Raw genomic sequence first — 16,951 nt, forward strand, 5'->3', positions numbered from 1 at the left:
CGCCCGCTCCGTCAGATGGGGGAGGGCAGCAGGGTCGCCTCCGGTACGTCCGCCTCACCGCCCAGGTTGCGCATCAGCACTCCGCCGCCCGCACGCCGAGTTCCGCGGCCGGCAGGACGATCGGCAAGGCGAGCAACCGGTACAGGATCATGCTCAAGCGGGCGCCGGGCCACAAGCGCGGCTATTACGTGTCCACGGCTTTCCCGCTGCCGTAAGGGAGATGAGAACCAGTGCAGCGCTTCACTGACTCCGATTTCGGTGTTTCGTGGCTGATGTCCATGTTCCACTATGACTGGACGCACAACGGCGACACCGGCGCCGAAGCGGTCCGGTACCACCTCGTACCGGAATTGGATCCCGAAGAGGTCCTGTCCCTCCGCCGCGATGCCCGACTCCTTTTGGAGCGCCTCGACTCGGGCATGATCGAGGCGCTGTGGCAGGCCGGGACGTATCCCGCAGGCGAGTTCTCCGATCCTCGCCGCGGCTTCACCACCGGCGCCGAGTGGATGAAGACGATCATCGGGCTGTGTGATGTCTGGCTGGCCGGCAGACACGTCAGCCCGCTCACCGGTGCCGACACGGAGCATGGCGCGCAGCTGGCGGACGCGGTACTCACCGAGATCGACCATGCGCGGTTCCTGCCGGACAGGGTCAGGCAGACGCTGGCGGAGTGCGCCCGGCGATGCACCCCCGACCTCGCTTTCCGGCTCCTGCTGAGAGCGATCCCACAGAGCGTCACAGGATTCGAGCTGCCACTCACATCGGAGCGGTACGCGAATCTGGAGAGAATCGGTTCGGCACTGCACTACGGCGAGTTCGTGGTGTCCGAGGTACGCCATCTGACGACCGGCGACTGACGGAGCACCTCTGGGGACGGGAACTGGGGCGACACCCGCCACCACGCCAGTCCCCGGCCCCACTGCCCGCGACGACGCTCCGCGAGGAACTCATGGAAGAACGACGGGAAGCACGCTTCTGGAGATTCGAGGAGGACTTCGGGATCAGCCTGCTGATCGCGAGGCTCGGGACGGGCTTGACGCCGGTGGTGCCGGACGGGGACGCCGACGACGCCCGCGCCCTGCAGGACGACGCGCGTCTGCTGCTGGACTCGGGCCTTCCGGCCGAGACCCTGCGGACGGTGTGGCGTGCCGCGGCGGCGGGCCAGGACCCGGGGCCGGACGTCCTGGGCCTGCTCCGCCGGATCGTGGAGTCGGCCGAGGACCGGATCGCCCGGGAAGCCGCCGGTCTCTCTTCGGACGACGCGTTCCTCGACGGCACACCGCCCCTGGTCACGGTGGACGAACCGGCGATGAGAAAAGCCGTGTGCGCCGAGGTAAGAGCCGTGTCGCACCGGCTGACGGGCCCGGACGTCGGGGCCGCGTTGGAACGCGTGGCCGCCGAAGTGGACGCCGACCTAGGTTTCCGGTTGTTCCTGCGAGTGGTGAAGGAGACCCCGATCACGGTCACCATGGAGCGGTACGACCGGTACCTGACGATCGGTGAGGCGTTCGGCTACCCGGGGCGCCTGGTGCACGACGGGCTGGATGTGCACTGGCCCCGCTTCGACGACGTCTCGCTGCGGCGGCGCTTCTACCGGGACTTCGGGTTCTCGTCCCTCGCCGGAGGTTTCTACAGCGATCTGTGGCAGCACTCCCACACGGTCGACGAGGGCATTCGTGGCGCGGCCTTCGACTATGTGGGTCTGGTGCCGGGTTCCTCTGCGTACGCGCTGCTGGAGGACACGCTGCGGCTGTCCCGGTCACCTATGTCCGACGACGCTCTCATCGAGCTCTGGCAGGCGGCGACGTGCTACGGCTACGACCCGCGGCACGAGGGTGCCGAAGCGCGACAGTGGCTCGATCGGATCGCGGAGGTCTGCGTCGAACGCCTGCGGGAGATCGACCCCGGGTTCGCCGTCGGCGCACCCCCGCCGGGCGACTCGGCGGAGCGGGACGCGGTCCTGCGGGAACTGCGGGAGATTGCCCCCGCGCTGACCCGCGCGGTGCACGACAGCCCCTGGTACGGCGCCACCACCAGCCCCTGGTTCGAACGCTCCGGCACGGTGGTTCCCGCGCTCGAGCAGGTCGTCGAGCAGGTCGATCCCGATCTCGGCTTCCGTCTGCTGCTCAGATGCGTCAGGGCCTACGACGTGCCGGTCACCGACGAGCAGTATGCCCACTGGAGGGCACTCGGCGACCGGTTCGGCTACGGCCGAGAACACGTCGCCGACCTGGCCGATCCGCACGCGGAACGATGACCCTTTCGACGCGTTTCAGCGACTTCGATTTCGGTGTCTCGTGGGTGATGAGCTTCTTCCACCAGGACTGGACCTACGACGGGCCGACAGCCGCCGACGTGGTCGCGAAACACTTCGCGGTGGACGTCGATGAAGTGGTTCTGGCGGTTCGCCGCGACGCCCTGGTGCTTGTCGACCACCTTCCGTCGGAGACCCTGGGTGACGCCCGGCTGTCCGCCAAGGCGGACGTACGCCCCCTCACCGGGGCCGACACGGAGGACGGTCTCGCCCAGAGGGACGCCGATCGAGACATCCCGGCTGTGGTGAGCAAGGTCTTCAACGGCAGGACCCAGCGGGTGGCCAGCGTGGGCGACAACGGATACGTGATCGGAGCGAACATCGCATGACGTCCGAAGAACCGCGGAGCCTGCTCGTGCAGGCGCGGGGCGAGCCGTCCCCGCTGTACGAACCGGAGGATCCGGCGACCCACGACGACCTCGGCGCCTTCACCCGCGCCGTCCCGCTGGACGACGACCGGCTGGCCCTCCCGGCTGACCTGGCGGACGGGCTGCGCTCCTGGTCGCTGTCCCGCCCGCCGGAGGGCTTCGGCTCCCGCCCCGACCTGCGTAAGCACGTCAAGCGGGGGCTGGAGATCGCTCATCGTCTTGCCAAGCGGCTGGGGCCCACGTGGTCGGTGCGCTACTGGGACGAGCGGCACCGGACGGCGAAGTGGCTGTGCTGGGGCTGCGACCGCCTGCACTGGGAGCGCGACGAACACGGCACCCCACCGCATCCGCTCGACCTCACGGTCGAGGGCGAGTTCAAGTACGGGCCGCTGCGTGCCGACGGGTTCGGGGACTTCTTCCCCGACGATCCGGCGGCCGCGCTGGAGCTGTCCGACGGCCTCGTCTCCGACCTGTACGCCTGGGCGAAGGGCATCGACGACACGCTCAACCTGGACGTCCGGGACCGGGAGGACGGCAAGTACGACGCCGAGTGGGAGCGGCTGTTCCGTGACGGCTCGGCGCTGGCACAACGGGTCGCGCACGAGCTGGGACCGTCCCGGACGGTGACCTACAAGGGCGTGGCCAACGGTGGCCTTGCGGCCATCACGTCGGTCAGCTGGCGAGGAGACCGGCAGCTGTAGCCGGCCGAGCCGGTCTCGCGCGGACGGCGTTCCGCCCCAGGGTGGCTCCCGGAGCGGAACGCCGTTTCGTGTGCGCCCGTCAGGGCGCCTCGCGCGGTGCCGTGCTCGCCCGTTCCGTCAGCCGGGGCGCCAGCAGCGTCGCCTCCGGCACGTCCGGGTCGCCGTCCAGCTTGCGCATCAGCAACTCCGCGGCCCGCTCGCCGAGTTCCGCAGCCGGGAGAGCCACCGAGGTCACGGGGACGCGCAGGCCCGCCGCCAGTTCGTCCGGGCAGATCGCGGTGAGTGACAGGTCGGTGGGGACGCGGAGGCCGAGTTGCTCGAAGGCGTCGGTCAGCGGCTCCAGGATCGCCTCGTTGTGGACGACGACCCCCGTCAACGCAGGCTGCTCGCGCAGCAGTTGCTCGGCGACGCGGCGGGCCGCCGACGGCGTCGCCTCGCACGGGTGGACGGAGGACGCCATGCCGTTGCGGTGGGCGGCGGCCGTGAAACCCTGGACGACCCGCTGGGCGAACGCCGTCTCCCGGACGTACACCTCGGGAGGCGAGCCGACCAGTGCGACCACCCGGTGGCCCAGCCCCGCCAGCCGCTCCACGCACAGCTCACCGGCCGCCTTGAAGTCCAGGTCGACGCAGGTCAGGCCGGCCGCATCAAAGGGAAAGCCGATCAGTACCGACGGCCGTTCCAGAGTGCGCAGGAGTGGCAGGCGGGGGTCGTGGAGCTGGACGTCCATCACGATCAGGGCGTCGACCAGTGCCGTGTCGGCGACCCGGTGCAGGCCCTCCTCGCCCTCCTCCTGGGTCAGCAGCAGCACGTCGTGGTCGTACCGGCGGGCCGTCGTCACCACCGACACCGCGAACTGCATGACCACCGGGACATGGATGCCGGTGCGCAACGGGATCACCAGGGCGAGGACGTTGGCGCGGCTGCTGGCGAGGGCGCGGGCGCCGGCGTGCGGGCGGTAGCCCAGTTCGCGGATGGACGCCTCGACACGGCGCCTGGTCTCGTCCGAGATCGGGCGCTTGCCGCTGAGCGCGTAGGACACGGTGCTGGGGGAGACCCCGGCGTGCCGGGCCACGTCGGTGATCTTCACCATCAGCCCAGCTCCAGGGAGAGGAACCCGGTGCCGGCCGGGGCGTGGGCCGTCCGCTCCCCGGCCGCCAGGTTCCAGGGTGCCGCCGGGGCACTGCAGGAGGCCCGCAGGGTGTCGCCTTCGCGTACGACGGTGAAGGTGACGTCCCCGACCGGGACCGTGACCTGGGCGCCGCGGTCGAGGCCGAAGGCGCGGAGGGTCACTCCGTCGGCGTGGTCGTAGTCGGGGCGGTCGGTCACCGCGCCGACCGGGATCACCGCGCCGGGACGGACCAGGAGCGGGACGCTGAGGAAGTCGTGGTGCTCGCGGACCCAGCCGGGGCCGGTGACCGTGCGGCCGGTCAGGAGGTGGGTCCAGGTGCCTCGCGGACAGTAATATGTCACATACCCCTCGTCGTCGAAGACCGGCGCCACCAGCAGATCCGCCCCCACCATGAACTGCCGCTCCAGATGCGCACACCCCGGATCGTCCGGGAACTCCAGCACCATCGCCCGCATCACCGGCACCCCCTCCGCCGAGGCGGTGCGAGCGGCCTCGTACAGGTAGGGCATCAGGCTCAGCTTCAGCCGCGTGAAGTGCCGCAGCACGTCCACCGACTCCTCGTCGAACAGCCACGGCACCCGGTACGACGACGACCCGTGCAGCCTGCTGTGCGAGGACAGCAGCCCGAAGGCCAGCCACCGCTTGAACAGCGCCGGTGTCGGGGTGCCCTCGAAGCCGCCGATGTCGTGGCTCCAGAACCCGAAGCCGGACAGGCCCAGCGAGAGCCCGCCGCGCAGCGACTCGGCCATCGACTCGTAGGTCGCCTCGCAGTCGCCGCCCCAGTGCACCGGGAACCTCTGGCTGCCGGCCGTCGCCGACCGCGCGAACACGACCGCCTCGCCCTCCCCGCGGTGCTTGCGGAGCACCTCGAAGACGGTCCGGTTGTAGAGGTGGGTGTAGTAGTTGTGCATCCGCTCCGGGTCCGAGCCGTCGGACCAGGCCACGTCCACCGGGACGCGTTCCCCGAAGTCGGTCTTGAAGCAGTCGACGCCCTGGGCGAGCAGGGCCTCCAGCTTGCCCGCGTACCAGTCACGCGCCGCCGGGGACGTGAAGTCCACCAGCGCCATCCCCGGCTGCCACAGGTCCCACTGCCACACGCTCCCGTCCGGTCGCCGCAGCAGGTGTCCGAGCTCCTTCCCCTCGGCGAACAGCGGCGACCGCTGCGCGATGTACGGGTTGATCCACACGCACACCCGAAGCCCGCGCTCGTGCAGCCGCCCCAGCATCCCCTCCGGATCCGGGAAGACCCGCGGGTCCCAGCGGAAGTCGCACCAGTTGAACTCCCGCATCCAGAAGCAGTCGAAGTGGAAGACGGAGAGCGGAAGTTCACGCTCCCGCATGCCGTCGATGAAGGACGTCACCGTCTTCTCGTCGTAGGAGGTGGTGAAGGACGTGGAGAGCCACAGGCCGAAGGACCAGGCGGGCGGCAGTGCCGGGCGGCCGGTCAGGGCCGTGTACGTGCGCAGGATGTCCTTCGGGGTCGGGCCGTGGATGACGTAGTACGTCAACTGCTGTGACTCGACGCTGAACTGGACCCGGGACACCGCCTCCGAGCCGACCTCGAACGACACCTTTCCCGGGTGGTCGACGAAGACGCCGTAGCCCGCGTCCGTGAGGTAGAAGGGGACGTTCTTGTAGGCCTGTTCGGTGGCGGTGCCGCCGTCGGCGTTCCAGATGTCGACGACCTGGCCGTTCTTGACCAGCGGGCCGAAGCGCTCGCCGAGGCCGTAGACGGACGTGCCGACGCCGAGGCTCAGCTGTTCCCGCAGGTAGTGGGCGCCGGTGGCGGTGTCCCGCAGGATGCCCATGCCCTTGGGGCCGCTGGAGGTGAGGGTGCGGCCGCCGGCGCGGAAGTCCAGGCGCCAGGGGGCCGTACGGCTCAGCCGCAGCGTCAGCGAGCCGGAGGTCAGGGTCGCGTACTCGTCGTCGTACGACACCTGGGAGGCGAAGTCGGCCCTGCCGAGTCCGAACTGCGGGCCGCGTGGCCGCTCGCCCTCGAAGTGGGTGAAGGTGACGCCGATGACGTCGGGCATCGGGGTGTGCGCGCTGATCGTCAGGACCGGTCCCCTCAGCAGGTCGCCGCGGTGGCGGATGGGCTGGGTCGGCGCGTGGATCTCCAGGGCGCCGTCCGTGGCGGTGACGTCGAGGACCTCGACCGGGTGGGCCGCGGTGACGCCCTCGCGCAGCAGCCAGTAGCCGTCGGTGAACTTCACGCACGAACCTCCTATTTGACCGCCCCCACGGCGATCCCCCGGGTGAGCGTCCGCTGGAAGACGAGGAAGAAGACGATGGCCGGGAGCACGCCGAGCAGGGCGGCCGCGTTGGTCATGGTGGCGTCCATCAGGCGCTGGCCCTGGAGGACGCCGAGGGCGACGGACACCGTCTGGTTGTCGTTGGAGATCAGCATGACGAGCGGCAGCAGGAACTCGTTCCAGGTCCAGATGAAGAAGAAGACGAGGAGCACGCCCAGGGTCGGGCGGCTGACGGGTACGACGATCCGGACCAGGATCTGCCACTTGTTCGCGCCGTCGATCCGGGCCGCCTCGACGATCTCGCGCGGGAACTGACCGAGGACGGCGGAGAGCAGGTACGTCCCGAACGCCGACTGGATCACCGTGAACACGATGATCACGCTGAGCCGGGTGTCGTAGAGGCCCGCCTGCTTGCTCAGGTAGTAGAGCGGGTAGACCAGCGCCTCCTGCGGCAGCAGGTTGGCGAGGACGAAGAAGGCCAGCACCCAGGTGCGGCCCCGGATCCGGCCGATGCCGATCGCGTAGGCGTTGAGGACGGAGAGGGCGGTGGCGAGGAGGGCGACCGAGCCGCTGATGAGGACCGAGTTGATCAACTTCTGGGTGTAGTCGACGCGCTGCCAGAAGTCCTTCAGGCCGTCCAGGTAGAGGCCGTGCGGAAGGCTCAGCGGGCCGTTCTGCGCGTACTCCGCGGGGGATTTCACCGCGTTGACCGCCACGATCAGGAACGGGACGACCATGAAGAGGGCGGCGAGGCAGAGCGCGAGGAGGACCGGGTAGCGGCGCAGGGCGGTGGTCATACGGCCTCCGCGCGGTTCTGCAGTCTCAGCCCGATCAGGGCCAGGGCCAGGATGATCACGGTGAGGACGGTGGAGATCGCCGAGCCGTAGCCGACCTGGGTCTTCTCGAAGAACGTGGTGAAGGAGAAGTAGGAGGGCACGTCGGTGGCGCCGCCAGGGCCGCCCTTGGTGAGGACGTACACCGCGCCGAAGACCTTCAGCGCGGCGATCGTGCACCAGGTCAGGACGACGTACACCTCGGGGCGGATCTGCGGGAGGGTGACGTGCCAGAAGCGGCGCCACCAGCCGGCGCCGTCCAGCTCGGCCGCCTCGTACAGCTGGGGGTCGACGCGGCCGAGCCCGGCCATGAAGACGACCAGCGGGAAGCCGATCTGCACCCAGACCAGCACGCCCATCACGGTGTAGAGGGCGAGGTCCGGGTCACCGAGCCAGTCCTGCTGCCAGGAGCCGAGACCGACGGCCTTCAGCAGCGCGTTGAGGGAGCCGTTGTCCGGGGCCAGGATCCAGCTCCAGACGATGCCGGCGACCGCGACCGGCAGCACCTGGGGGAGGTAGAAGCAGGCGCGGAGCACCGCCGCGATCCGGGTGCCGAAGTGCTTGCCGACGTAGTCGAACAGGGCGGCGGCGAGGACGAGTCCGAGCGCGGTCGGGACTGCCGCCATCGCCACGACCATGAAGAGGCTGTGCCGGAAGGACGCCCAGAACTCCGAATCATGTAGCAGCTCACGGTAGTTGGCGAGACCGGACCAGTGCGGGCTGCCCACGCCCTGCCAGTCGGTGAAGCTCACGCCCGTGTTCATCAGGAACGGGACGATCACGACCGCCAGGAAGGCGAGGGCGCCGGGGAGGAGGAAGAGGGCGTACGAGTCCCTGCGTACCACCCTCACTTGGTGCCCTTGTCGTACGCCGCCTGGAGGTTGCTCAGGTAGACGTCCGGTTTCTCGCTGCCGGTGATCAGCTTCTGGGTCTCGGAGACGAGGGTGTCGTAGAAACCGGCGACCGGCCAGTCGGGGTAGAAGGCGAGGCCGTCCCGCTTGCTGACGGTGTTGAAGTGGGCGATGAGGTCCTTGGACTTGGGGTCGGTGACGGCGCTCGCGTCGGCGGCGACCGGGACCCCGCCCTTGTTGCCGAGCAGGTTCTGGATCTTCTTCGACATGGTGATGTCGATGAAGTCGTAGGCGAGATCCTTGTTCTTGGAGTTCTTCGGTACGACCCAGAGGTTGCCGCCGGAGCCGAGGGTGAGGTCCGAGCCCGGCCACAGGAAGCTGCCCCAGCCGAACGTGGCCTCCGACTGGAAGCGGCCGTACCACCAGCTGCCGGAGAACAGGATCGGCGACTTGCCCTGGATGAAGGAGACCCCGGCCTGCTCGGCGGTGGTCCCGGAGGACGTCTTGGCGATGTAGCCCTTCTTCACCCAGTCGGCGAAGGTGGTCGCCGCGTACGTCCAGGCCTGGTCGTGGAAGTCGACCTTGCCCTTGTACAGCTCGTAGGCGTCGACCCACGAGCGGTCCGCCTTCGACAGCGCCAGCTGGTACAGATACTGCTGGGCGATGTACTCCGAGCCCGAGTCGGCGAGCGGAGTGATGCCCTTCGCGACGAACGTGTCCATCGCCGCCGTCAGGTCGTCGAACGTCTTCGGCTCGGCGATCCCGTACTTCGCGAACAGGTCCTTGTTGTAATAGACCATGGTGTACTCGGCGTAGTTGGGCACCCCGTACCACTTGCCGGAGCCCATCACGCCGTCGGCGTCGTACTGGCTGGTGGTGCGCACGCCCGCGCTGAGCTTCTTGTCCCAGCCGCGCTTGGCCGCCTCGGCGGTCAGATCGGTGAGCAGACCCTGCTTGGAGAGCAGGCCGGCCGTCGCGTTGCCCTTGTTGTACTCCATGATGTCGGGGGCGTCGGAGGAGTTCAGGACCATCTGCGCGGTCTTCTGGATCTGCTCGAAGCTCTTCTCCTCGTACTTCACCTTCACGCCCGGGTGGGTCGCCTCGAACTCCTTGATGGCCTCGTTCCAGGCGACGCCCATCGCGCTGTTCGGGGCTTCGTAGTGCCACAGCCGCAGCGTCTTCCCGTCGGACGTGCTGCCGCCCGAGCCGCCGCAGGAGGTGAGGAGCAGCGATCCGGCGAGGATCGCCACCGCGGTCGTGGTCCGCCTTCGTGCCGTCAACATCCAATGCCTCCAGGGGAGTCGGATGGATGGTGCTCGTCCTACGTCGAATCGGTTCGATGAAGGACGTCGAAGCGCTTCGACGCAGGACGGTAGGTGCGGGCTGTGAGGGCGTCAATGGGTGCGGCGGGAATTGGGCGAAGCGATTCGACTGGCCGCGTTGACGGCCAGGGCTGCGACGGCCGCCGCGGCCGGGGTGACGAAGGCGGCCGTCGGCGAGACGTGGTCCGCCGCCCAGCCGCCGAGCGCGGAGCCGCAGGCGATGCCGGTCAGCAGGGCGGTGACGACCAGGCTCATCCCCTCGTTCAGGCGGCCCTCCGGGGTGCGGTCCTGGACCAGGGTCATCGCGGTCACCATGGTCGGGGCGGTCGCCATGCCGGCCACGAGCAGGGCGGGGGCGAGGGCCCAGAGGCTGTCGAACGCGCGCGCGCCGAGCAGCGGCAGGGACATCAGCGCCGCCATCGCCAACAGGCAGAGGGGGAGCCTGCGTTCGGCCGCTCTGGCCGGCCGGAGCGCCCCGTACAGCAGGCCCGCCGCGCACGAACCGGCCGCCTGGAGGGCCAGTACGGCACCGGCCGCCGAACGGTGGCCCTGGGCGTCGGCGTAGGCGATGGTGACGACCTCCATCGAACCGAACACCGCGCCGGTCGCGACGAAGCAGGCCAGCAGCGGGCCGATGCGCAGCGGTGTGCGCCCGCCGGCCGGGCCGGTCCGGGGCGGTGGCTCGGTGGCCCGCTGGGCGGCGAACAGCAGCGCCCCGGTGAGCAGCAGCGCCGCGCCCACCAGCGTGCCGGCCTCCGGGAAGAACGTGCCGGTCAGGAAGGAGGCGAGGACCGGTCCGAGCATGAAGCACAGCTCGTCGGCGGCCTGTTCGAACGAGTTCGCGGTGTGCAGGGCGCCCGGGTCGTCGCGCAGCAGGTGGGCCCAGCGGGCGCGGGACATGCCGCCGAGGTTGGGGGTGGTGGCGGTGGCCGCGTAGGCGGCGAACAGCGTCCAGTCCGGGGCGCCGTAGCGGACGCAGAGCAGCAAGGCGAGGCTGCCGAGCACGGCGGTGACGGTCGCGGGTACGGCGACCCGGGCCTGCCCGTACCGGTCCACCAGCCGCGCGATCCAGGGCCCGGCGAGACCGGTGGCGGCGAGACCGGTCGCGGTGACGGCACCGGCGAGGGCGTACGAGCCGCGCGACCCGGCGATCATCACGACCGCGCTGACGCTGAACATGCCCATGGGCAGCCGGGCCAGCAGGTTCCCGGCGGTGAAGGCCCGGGTGCCGGGGAGGGCGAAGAGACGGCGGTAGGGGCCGGGTGGGCGACGGCGGGGGCGAGAGCGGGAGCGGCCGTCGAATCGGGAACTGAAGTCGACGGTGACCAGCGAGTCGGCGGTGACGGTGTGAACGATCTCGCGGGGGCCCGGCTGAGTCGGTTTCGGCATGGACACCACCGTCGCGCCGGACCGATCAAGGGGTCCAACACCTGCTCGGCGCCGATTCACGCACCTGTGTTGTAAGTTCGCGAGATGTCAGCACCCGCCTCGCCCGCCCACATCGAACCCCGGCTGCTGCGCGTCTTCGTGACCGTCGCCGAGGAGTTGCACTTCACCCGCGCCGCCGCCCGGCTGTACGTCGCCCAGCAGGCGCTCAGCCGTGACGTACGGCGGCTGGAGCGGGAGCTGGGCGCCGAGCTGTTCCTGCGCAGCACGCGGCAGGTCAGCCTCACCGCCGACGGTGCCCGGCTGCTGCCGTACGCCCGCCGGGTGCTGGCCGCCCAGGACGCCCTGCTCGCCGCGTTCGGGCAGGCCCGGCCGCTGCTGGTGGACCTCAACTCCCCGGGCCTGGAGACCGCCCGCCGCGTCCTGTACCGGGCCCGAGAACTCGCCCCCGACTGCGAGCTGATGGCCCGCTACGAGAGCGGGCTCACCGGGGCGGCGGCCGAACTCCTCGCGGGGCGGCTCGACGTGTCCTTCGGGCGGTTCGCGGGACTGGATCCGGCGTTGCGCTCCGGACTCGAACACCAGCCCGTGCGGTTCGAACCCATGGCCGTAATTCTCCCCTCCGGGCACCGGCTCGCGGCCCTGGACGCGGTGCCGCTGGCCGCGCTCGCGGGCGAGACGGTGTACGCCGGCGCCGGGAACGAGCGCACCCTGGAATGGACTGACCTGGCCTTTCGCCTCTTCGAGGGGCGAGGCACCGCGGTCGCGCCGCCGCTGCCGCTGGCCGTCGGGGAGGAGGAGTTCCGGCGAGTCATGGCCAAGGATCGGTATCCCATCCTCGCGGTAGTGGGTTTTCCGGCCATACCTGGGAGCGTGTCGCGGCCGCTGGTCGATCCGGTCCCGTTGTCGCCTGTGTCGCTCGTGTGGCGAAAGGGGCTGGTCCATCCGGGAGTCGACGCGTTGCGGCGGGCGGCCGCCGAGATCGGGCGGGCGGAACGGTGGCTTCGACGGCCGGCCGACGGATGGATTCCAGCCACTGATCAAGAGGTGATGGACGACCACAAATGACACATCGGGAACACGGATCTCCCCCGTGCGCTAGCTTCATGGGCCCGAGCGCGGAGAGTTGCAAGGGGGCGCTCGGAGCGGGTGGGGGCCCGTTCCGTTGACGTGCGCTCGGGTTCGTCAGTGCGCCCGGAAACACTCCCGTGGGGGGATGTACGCGCGTGAAGAACTGGCGAGAAGAAACCCAACCCGAAATGCCGCAGGTGGCCCTGGACGCCCGGGATGTACCGGTGGCGGGGGACGACGGGGTGGCGGGGGGCATATCCGGTGCCGGTGGTGCCGGTGGTGGTGATGGTGGCGGTGGTGGTGGCGCGTCGGCGGGAACGGACGGGGCCGGCGGGGCGACCGAGGTGCTGCGGACGGCCGCGTTACGGGATCCGTGGAGCGTGGTCGAGCCGCCGATCCCGGTGTCTCTGCGCGGCCCGGACCCGGACCGCGTCCACGACCCGGACGAGGTGACCGTCCAGAACGACGTCGGTGTCGTACGCATACGGCCGACGGGGCCGGCGGGGTCCACTTGGCTGACAGGGCCGACGGGGTCGACGGGGTCGACAGGGTTCGCGGCGGCGGAGGCCTCCAGCGCCTCCCGGGGCGCGGGTGCCTCCGAAGGCTCGGGTGCTCCCGACGTCCTCGTCCCCGTCCCCGTCTTCGTCGACGAGTCGGGGCGCCGCAGCCGCCGGTTCCGCAGGGCCGGGATGGCCCTCGGCCTCGCCTGCGCGGTCTACGCGGTGGTCATCGTCGTCACCCTGCTGTCCGGGAGTTCCGACGCGCCCTGGCTGCCGGTGCCCGGGCAGAACGCCGACAGGCCGGCCGGCAGGGTCGACGACTCGCCGCGGCCCGCGCACTCGCCCCCGACCTCGGACGACGGCGCCTCGGTGGCCGGCCCGGCCGTGCGCGGCGGCACCACCCCGTCGTCAGGCGCCTCCTCCCGGACGCCGGGGAACGGAAAGGGCTCCGCCGGGCCGAGCGCGTCGGCGTCCGCGCGGGCGACGTCGTCCGCGGGGCTGACGGCCTCCTCGCCCAGGCCGGGCTCGTCGTCCACGTCCGCCTCGCCGTCCACGGCGCCGCCCTCCTCGGAACCGCCCGCATCTCCCGCCTCCTCGCCACCCCCGGCATCGCCCAGCGAGTCGGCCGCCCCGACCGGCGGCCCGGTCGCGCAGGGCGCGCACGGGCACACCTACACCCGCGGCACCTCCACCCCCGCTCCCGTGCTGTGAGGGCGCCCCGCACCCGGCGCCGCCCGACCGCCACCGGCGCCGCGCGCCGCCCGGCCGCCCGCCGCCGCCCGACCACCGACACTTCCCGGCGCCGCCCGGCCGCCACCGACGCCTCCCGGCGCCGCCGCCTCCCCATGCGCCTGACGCTGCCCGTCCTCGTCCTCGCCGCCCTGATGGCGATGCTGATGCTGCGCGGCTACGTCCACAGCGAGATCCTCGCCGACCACCGCATCCGTCCCGAAGCCGCCACCGACAGGGTCCCGGCGAAGATCCTGGACGGCGGGCCGGTCATCGACACCCGCAACGGCCGTACGACGTCCCTGCGCATCCCCGACCACCACCTGGTCCTCACCTTCGACGACGGCCCCGACCCGACCTGGACCCCGAAGGTCCTGGACGTCCTGAAGAAGCACCACGCGCACGCCGTGTTCTTCGTCACCGGCACCATGACCTCCCGCTACCCGCAGCTGGTCCGGCGCATCGTGGCCGAGGGCAACGAGGTCGGCGTGCACACCTTCAGCCACCCCGACCTGTCGTACCAGTCGAAGCGGCGCACGGACTGGGAGCTGTCCCAGACCCAGCTGGCGATCACCGGCGCGGCCGGCATCCGTACCTCCCTCTTCCGGCCGCCGTACTCCTCCTTCGCCGACGCGATGGACAACCGGTCCTGGCCGGTGACCCGGTACATCGGCACCCGCGGCTACATCACGGTCGTCAACGACATCGACAGCGAGGACTGGCGCAAGCCGGGCGCCGACCGGATCATCCGCAACGCCACCCCGCGCGACGGCAAGGGTGCGATCGTCCTGATGCACGACTCGGGCGGCGACCGCCACCAGACGGTCGCCGCCCTGGACGGGCTCCTGCCCCTCCTGCAGAAGCAGGGCTACACCTTCGACAACCTCACCGAGGCCCTGCACGCCCCGAGCGCCCACACCCCGGTCACCGGCCCGGACCTCTGGCAGGGCAGGGCCTGGATCTACCTGGTCCAGGCGGCGGACGGCATCACGGGCGTGCTGGTGGTCGGCCTGGCGGTGGTCGGCGCGTCGGTGCTGGGCCGCTTCGCCCTGATGCTCTGGCTCTCCGCCCTGCACGCCCGCAGGGTCCGCCGCAAGGGCTTCCGCTGGGGCCGCCGCCCGGTGACCGAACCGGTCTCGGTCCTGGTCCCCGCCTACAACGAGGCCAAGTGCATCGAGAACACGGTCCGTTCACTGACCGCGAGCGAACACCCCGTCGAGGTCCTTGTCGTCGACGACGGTTCGACGGACGGCACGGCACGGATCGTGGAGAACCTGCGCCTGCCGGGCGTCCGGGTGATCCGCCAGGAGAACGCCGGCAAGCCAGCCGCCCTCAACCGGGGCCTGCGCAACGCCCGTCACGACATCGTCGTGATGATGGACGGCGACACGGTCTTCGAACCGGCCACGGTACGGGAGCTGGTCCAGCCCTTCGGCGACCCGGCCGTCGGCGCGGTCGCCGGCAACGCCAAGGTCGGCAACCGGGATTCGCTGATCGGCGCCTGGCAGCACATCGAGTACGTGATGGGCTTCAACCTGGACCGCCGGATGTACGACGTGCTGCGCTGCATGCCGACCATCCCCGGCGCGGTCGGCGCGTTCCGCCGTACCGCCCTCGAACAGGTCGGCGGCATGAGCGACGACACCCTCGCCGAGGACACCGACATCACGATGGCGATCCACCGCGCGGGCTGGCGGGTGGTCTACGCGGAACGGGCCCGGGCCTGGACGGAGGCCCCGGAGTCGGTCTCCCAGCTCTGGTCCCAGCGCTACCGGTGGTCGTACGGCACGATGCAGGCGATCTGGAAACACCGGGGAGCCCTGCTGGACCGGGGCCCGTCGGGCCGCTTCGGGCGCGTGGGCCTGCCTTTGGTGTCGTTGTTCATGGTCGTGGCCCCACTCCTCGCACCGCTGATCGACGCGTTCCTCCTCTACGGCATCGTCTTCGGCCCGACGCAGAAGACGATCGGCGCCTGGCTGGGCATCCTGGCCGTCCAGGCGGGCTGCGCGGCCTACGCCTTCCACCTGGACCGCGAGCGCATGACCCACCTCGTCTCGCTCCCGCTCCAGCAACTCCTCTACCGCCAGCTCATGTACGTCGTACTCCTCCAGTCCTGGATCACGGCGCTGACCGGCGGCCGCCTGCGCTGGCAGAAGCTGCGGCGGACGGGAGTGGTGGGAGCGGCACCGGGCACCGCGGCGGAGAGGTCGGCGGCATGACGCAGGCATCCCCGGTGGACACGGGCAGGGCAACCGGAACCGGCGGCGGCAGGGACCGCTACCTCGACCTCCTCCGCTCCCTGGCCCTGCTCCGCGTGGTGGTCTACCACCTCTTCGGCTGGCCCTGGCTGACCGTCCTCTTCCCCTCCATGGGCGTGATGTTCGCGCTGGCCGGCTCCCTGATGGCCCGCAGCCTGAACCGCCCGCCGGGCAGCGTGATCCGCTCCCGGCTCCGCCGCCTCCTGCCACCCCTCTGGCTGTTCAGCACCGTCCTGCTGACGATGATGCTCACGGCGGGCTGGAACCCCTTCAAGGACCCCGACGTGGGCGGCGGTTGGAGGGGCTGGTCCCGACTCGCCTTCTACTTCCTCCCGATCGGCGCTCCGCCGTACCCCGAACACCTCGGCTCGGCGTCGGGCCTGCTGGACGACACCTGGGCGGAACAGGCGGCGGGCCCGCTTTGGTACCTGCGCGCGTACCTGTGGTTCGTCCTGCTGTCGCCGTTGCTGCTGCGGGCGTTCCGCAGGGCCCCGCTGCCGACGGTCCTGGCCCCCCTGGCACTGACGGCCGTACTGGCCACGGGGTCATTGAGGATCTCCGGCGAGACGGGCAACGCGGTGACCGACTTCGCGGTGTACGGCGGCTGCTGGATCCTGGGCTTCGCCCACCAGGAGGGCACACTGGCCCGCGTCCCGCGCTACGCGGCGGTCTCGCTGTCCTGCCTCGTGATGGCGGCGGGCCTGTGGTGGGCGTCGGGCCACCAGGGCCCCGACGGCTGGGACCTCAACGACATCCCGCTGGCCCAGGCCTGCTGGTCGTTCGGGGCGGTGCTGATCCTGTTGCAGTACTCCCCGTCCTGGCGGCAGCTACCGCGCGGCCTCCGCCGCTGGGACCGACTCGTCACCCTCTCCAACAACCGCGCCGTCACCATCTACCTCTGGCACAACATGCTGATCATGGCCACGGTCCCCATCATCGACGAGGCGTACAACCTCCCGTTCATGAACTCGGACCGCGCGGCGTCTTTGCTCGACTCCACCTACGGCTTCTGGATGTTCGTGGTGGTCTGGCCGCTGATCGCGGTGGCGGTGGTGGCGTTCGGCTGGGTGGAGGACGTGGCGGCGGGGCGCCGAACACGGCTGTGGCCGAGCGGGCCGGAGAGACGACGGGCGATTTCGCGCCGCAGGGCGTGAGGCAATCCCCGTGCTCGTCTGCCCATTTGGCCCTGTGCGAGACAACCTGGCTACGGTGTCAGTTGCCTTCTCCGGCATCG

The 16,951-nt window shown here is 70.7% G+C and carries 14 protein-coding genes; 8 read left to right on the forward strand and 6 right to left on the reverse strand.

The features are described 5' to 3' along the window. Positions 1-278: 278 nt before the first annotated feature. The 4 genes from ACZ63F_RS22245 (at position 279) to ACZ63F_RS22260 (ending at position 3,383) form a co-directional block, all read left to right on the forward strand. Positions 279-857: a hypothetical protein gene (locus ACZ63F_RS22245; RefSeq protein WP_469713159.1), complete on the forward strand. Its 579-nt coding sequence runs from the start codon at positions 279-281 to the stop codon at positions 855-857. A 92-nt stretch (positions 858-949) separates the two neighbouring features. Further along, complete coding sequence (locus tag ACZ63F_RS22250; RefSeq protein ID WP_469713161.1) at positions 950-2,257, forward strand: hypothetical protein; 1,308 nt, start codon at positions 950-952, stop codon at positions 2,255-2,257. Further along, complete coding sequence (locus tag ACZ63F_RS22255; RefSeq protein ID WP_469713163.1) at positions 2,254-2,643, forward strand: hypothetical protein; 390 nt, start codon at positions 2,254-2,256, stop codon at positions 2,641-2,643. Before ACZ63F_RS22250 ends, ACZ63F_RS22255 begins: the two co-directional genes overlap by 4 nt. Beyond that, a complete protein-coding gene (locus ACZ63F_RS22260; RefSeq protein WP_469713164.1) occupies positions 2,640-3,383 on the forward strand; it encodes a hypothetical protein in 744 nt (247 codons plus the stop codon). The genes ACZ63F_RS22255 and ACZ63F_RS22260 overlap by 4 nt, the downstream gene beginning before the upstream one ends. 79 nt (positions 3,384-3,462) lie before the next feature. Here the strand turns inward: ACZ63F_RS22260 and ACZ63F_RS22265 are convergent, their stop codons facing one another. The 6 genes from ACZ63F_RS22265 to ACZ63F_RS22290 form a co-directional block, all read right to left on the reverse strand. Then, positions 3,463-4,476 (reverse strand): LacI family DNA-binding transcriptional regulator, encoded by a 1,014-nt coding sequence (locus ACZ63F_RS22265; protein ID WP_469713166.1) that lies wholly within the window; start codon positions 4,474-4,476, stop codon positions 3,463-3,465. Continuing rightward, a complete protein-coding gene (yicI, locus tag ACZ63F_RS22270; protein ID WP_469713167.1) occupies positions 4,476-6,728 on the reverse strand; it encodes an alpha-xylosidase in 2,253 nt (750 codons plus the stop codon). The genes ACZ63F_RS22265 and yicI overlap by 1 nt, the downstream gene beginning before the upstream one ends. Positions 6,729-6,739: 11 nt before the next feature. Next, positions 6,740-7,564, reverse strand: coding sequence for a carbohydrate ABC transporter permease (locus tag ACZ63F_RS22275; protein WP_469713169.1), 825 nt, complete (start codon positions 7,562-7,564; stop codon positions 6,740-6,742). Then, the gene (locus ACZ63F_RS22280; RefSeq protein WP_469713173.1) at positions 7,561-8,445 is read right to left on the reverse strand and encodes a carbohydrate ABC transporter permease; all 885 of its coding nucleotides are present in this window, start codon (positions 8,443-8,445) and stop codon (positions 7,561-7,563) included. Before ACZ63F_RS22280 ends, ACZ63F_RS22275 begins: the two co-directional genes overlap by 4 nt. 2 nt (positions 8,446-8,447) lie before the next feature. Then, a complete protein-coding gene (locus ACZ63F_RS22285; protein WP_469713174.1) occupies positions 8,448-9,734 on the reverse strand; it encodes an ABC transporter substrate-binding protein in 1,287 nt (428 codons plus the stop codon). Between the two features lie 111 nt (positions 9,735-9,845). Next, the gene (locus tag ACZ63F_RS22290; protein WP_469713175.1) at positions 9,846-11,162 is read right to left on the reverse strand and encodes an MFS transporter; all 1,317 of its coding nucleotides are present in this window, start codon (positions 11,160-11,162) and stop codon (positions 9,846-9,848) included. Positions 11,163-11,246: 84 nt separating this feature from the next. On the opposite strand from ACZ63F_RS22290, the gene ACZ63F_RS22295 reads away from it, so the two are divergent. The 4 genes from ACZ63F_RS22295 to ACZ63F_RS22310 all read left to right on the forward strand — a co-directional run bounded on the left by ACZ63F_RS22295 (position 11,247) and on the right by ACZ63F_RS22310 (position 16,871). Beyond that, complete coding sequence (locus ACZ63F_RS22295; RefSeq protein WP_469713176.1) at positions 11,247-12,227, forward strand: LysR family transcriptional regulator; 981 nt, start codon at positions 11,247-11,249, stop codon at positions 12,225-12,227. A gap of 191 nt (positions 12,228-12,418) precedes the next feature. Further along, positions 12,419-13,441: a hypothetical protein gene (locus ACZ63F_RS22300; RefSeq protein WP_469713177.1), complete on the forward strand. Its 1,023-nt coding sequence runs from the start codon at positions 12,419-12,421 to the stop codon at positions 13,439-13,441. Between the two features lie 134 nt (positions 13,442-13,575). Then, entirely contained in the window at positions 13,576-15,678 is a 2,103-nt protein-coding gene (locus tag ACZ63F_RS22305) for a glycosyltransferase (RefSeq protein ID WP_469713560.1), read from the forward strand. Then, entirely contained in the window at positions 15,675-16,871 is a 1,197-nt protein-coding gene (locus ACZ63F_RS22310) for an acyltransferase family protein (RefSeq protein WP_469713178.1), read from the forward strand. Before ACZ63F_RS22305 ends, ACZ63F_RS22310 begins: the two co-directional genes overlap by 4 nt. Positions 16,872-16,951 lie beyond the last annotated feature (80 nt).

This window comes from Streptomyces sp. NPDC104761, from assembly GCF_055583445.1.

What these genes read in the sequence shown, in the direction of transcription:
- ACZ63F_RS22245 (WP_469713159.1), top strand. Translation starts at nt 279, where the DNA reads ATGTTCCACTATGACTGGACGCACAACGGCGACACCGGCGCCGAAGCG.
- ACZ63F_RS22250 (WP_469713161.1), top strand. Translation starts at nt 950, where the DNA reads ATGGAAGAACGACGGGAAGCACGCTTCTGGAGATTCGAGGAGGACTTC.
- ACZ63F_RS22255 (WP_469713163.1), top strand. Translation starts at nt 2,254, where the DNA reads ATGACCCTTTCGACGCGTTTCAGCGACTTCGATTTCGGTGTCTCGTGG.
- ACZ63F_RS22260 (WP_469713164.1), top strand. Translation starts at nt 2,640, where the DNA reads ATGACGTCCGAAGAACCGCGGAGCCTGCTCGTGCAGGCGCGGGGCGAG.
- ACZ63F_RS22265 (WP_469713166.1), bottom strand. Translation starts at nt 4,476, where the DNA reads ATGGTGAAGATCACCGACGTGGCCCGGCACGCCGGGGTCTCCCCCAGC.
- ACZ63F_RS22275 (WP_469713169.1), bottom strand. Translation starts at nt 7,564, where the DNA reads ATGACCACCGCCCTGCGCCGCTACCCGGTCCTCCTCGCGCTCTGCCTC.
- ACZ63F_RS22285 (WP_469713174.1), bottom strand. Translation starts at nt 9,734, where the DNA reads ATGTTGACGGCACGAAGGCGGACCACGACCGCGGTGGCGATCCTCGCC.
- ACZ63F_RS22290 (WP_469713175.1), bottom strand. Translation starts at nt 11,162, where the DNA reads ATGCCGAAACCGACTCAGCCGGGCCCCCGCGAGATCGTTCACACCGTC.
- ACZ63F_RS22295 (WP_469713176.1), top strand. Translation starts at nt 11,247, where the DNA reads ATGTCAGCACCCGCCTCGCCCGCCCACATCGAACCCCGGCTGCTGCGC.
- ACZ63F_RS22300 (WP_469713177.1), top strand. Translation starts at nt 12,419, where the DNA reads ATGCCGCAGGTGGCCCTGGACGCCCGGGATGTACCGGTGGCGGGGGAC.
- ACZ63F_RS22305 (WP_469713560.1), top strand. Translation starts at nt 13,576, where the DNA reads ATGCGCCTGACGCTGCCCGTCCTCGTCCTCGCCGCCCTGATGGCGATG.
- ACZ63F_RS22310 (WP_469713178.1), top strand. Translation starts at nt 15,675, where the DNA reads ATGACGCAGGCATCCCCGGTGGACACGGGCAGGGCAACCGGAACCGGC.